This window comes from Acetobacter sicerae (assembly GCF_011516765.1).
GTDB lineage: Bacteria > Pseudomonadota > Alphaproteobacteria > Acetobacterales > Acetobacteraceae > Acetobacter > Acetobacter sicerae.
Window position 1 is genome coordinate 1 of sequence record NZ_JAAABN010000061.1, and the last position, 1857, is coordinate 1857.

The window sequence follows — 1857 nt, forward strand, 5'->3', positions numbered from 1 at the left end:
GGTCGCAGCAGGTCTTGCGTTGGTCTGAGGCGGCGCGGCGGTTCTTAACCGCAAAAGCGTCCGGGAAGGCCGCTTAACGATTATTCGATCCCGCCGGATAGCCACCGGCCTACCAACCCCGTCACAGCCCGCCATTGAGCGGGCTTTTTTTATGGAACAACGCCGATGCTCTCTCGCCGCAATCTTCTGCGCTCGTCCGCCCTCGGTCTGGCCGGGGCAGCCCTTGCTGCCTGCACCACGACAACGTCGGGCGGCGTCACCACAATCACGCTCGACGTGACCAAGGTGAAAAACTACGGGCAGGCCGGCCTCAATGCAGCCGCCGCCGTCATCGCGTTCTCTGCTCAGTTTCCAGCCATCTCCGCCTATGTCCCAGCGATTCAGGCTGCCGAGATCGCTTTGTCTGGCGCGCTGACCGCGTTCTCGACCGCTGCCGGAGCCACGCTGACGATCAGCTACAACAACACAGACTGGAAAACCCGCGTGGATAGCGTGCTGTCTGACCTGTCCACGGTCGCCGGCGCGATTGAGTCCGCGATCTCCGGTGCCGGTTCGGCCCTGTCGGCATCCGTGCTGTCCGACGCAAAGACAGCGCTCTCTGCTCTCAACACGATCATCTCGGTGTTCAAAGGGCTTCTCGGCGTGTCTGCCGTCCGGTCCAGCGCCGGCATGACCGAGGCTCAGGCTCTGGCCGCTCTCGGCGTGTGATCGTCGCCACCATCCTCGCATTCCTCGTCGGTTTCTGGGCCGGCGGGGTCTGCGTGGCTCTTGCTTTCCCACTCAGCTGGAAAACTCCCCGTGAAAAATCGTCTCCTGTTCATCCTCAAGAGCCGTGAGGGCGATTGGGGTTATTCCGGCTCACGCGAGTCTGGCCTGTCCAATTCTGTCCGCTTCGTTGTGGACATGCTCCGGGTCAACGGCATCGAGGCTAAGGCTGTCGAGGTGCCGGACAATAACGCCATCGACCGTGAGGTGACTGCCTATCGTCCGACGCATGTCATCATCGAGGCGTTCTGGGTCGTGCCGGAGAAGTTCGACGTTCTGAAGCCGCTCCATCCGGACGTCCAATGGATCGTGCGGGATCACTCGGAAACGCCGTTCCTCGCCAATGAAGGCATCGCGTTCGGCTGGACTGTCGAGTATCTGCGTCGGGGCGTCTAGGTGATGTGTAATGCACCTCGTGCGGTACAGGACATGGCTGTGGTGGCGATGGCCGCGCGCGTCGATACGTCTCTCATCACGTACGGCCCGAACGTCTATCCGGTCCCGCGCCTGTGCGACATCCAGCCACATGAGCGACGGGTCGATGTGGTGAATATCGGCTGCTTTGGCGCGATCCGTCCGCTCAAGAACCACATGACGCAGGCGTTGGCGGCCATTGCCTTTGCCCGGACCATCGGTGCGACGCTGCGGTTCCACGTCAACGCAACGCGCGTCGAGGGTGGCGGCAATCCGATCCTGAAAAACCTGCGCGAACTGTTCGGGCGGCTGGACTGCGCTGATCTGGTCGAACACGGCTGGATGCCGCATGCCGATTTCCTGTCCGTTCTCCGCGGGATCGACATTCTCATGCAGGCGTCGCTGACCGAGACTTTCAACATCGTGGCTGCCGATGCGATGGCTTCCAGCGTGCCGGTGCTGGCGTCTGACGAAATCCCATGGCTCGGTCATTACGCCGAGCGCGATCCGCTCAGTGCTGCAGATATGGCGTCCGGCCTGCTGACGATCTGGCAGGAGGATTTCGCTGCCAGCGTCGCCCGGCTCCATTGGCAGCGCCGTGATATGGAGCGGTATTGCGCGGTCTCAGCGCTGACGTGGGTGAGGAGGTTTGCCTGATGGCACTTCCTCTTTCTCCAG

3 protein-coding genes are annotated in these 1857 nt (G+C 62.2%); all 3 read left to right on the forward strand.

Going from position 1 to position 1857, the window contains the following annotated elements; genetic code table 11:
• The first annotated feature begins 165 nt into the window (after nt 1–165).
• The 3 genes from GVI59_RS18510 to GVI59_RS18520 all read left to right on the forward strand — a co-directional run bounded on the left by GVI59_RS18510 (nt 166) and on the right by GVI59_RS18520 (nt 1836).
• Complete coding sequence (locus tag GVI59_RS18510) at nt 166–708, forward strand: hypothetical protein (protein WP_173575509.1); 543 nt, start codon at nt 166–168, stop codon at nt 706–708.
• A gap of 90 nt (nt 709–798) precedes the next feature.
• Nucleotides 799–1161: a hypothetical protein gene (locus GVI59_RS18515; RefSeq protein WP_173575510.1), complete on the forward strand. Its 363-nt coding sequence runs from the start codon at nt 799–801 to the stop codon at nt 1159–1161.
• Between the two features lie 3 nt (nt 1162–1164).
• Nucleotides 1165–1836 carry a glycosyltransferase gene (locus GVI59_RS18520; RefSeq protein WP_173575511.1) on the forward strand — a complete coding sequence of 224 codons (672 nt, stop codon included), beginning with the start codon at nt 1165–1167 and terminating at the stop codon, nt 1834–1836.
• The last annotated feature ends 21 nt before the right edge of the window (nt 1837–1857 follow it).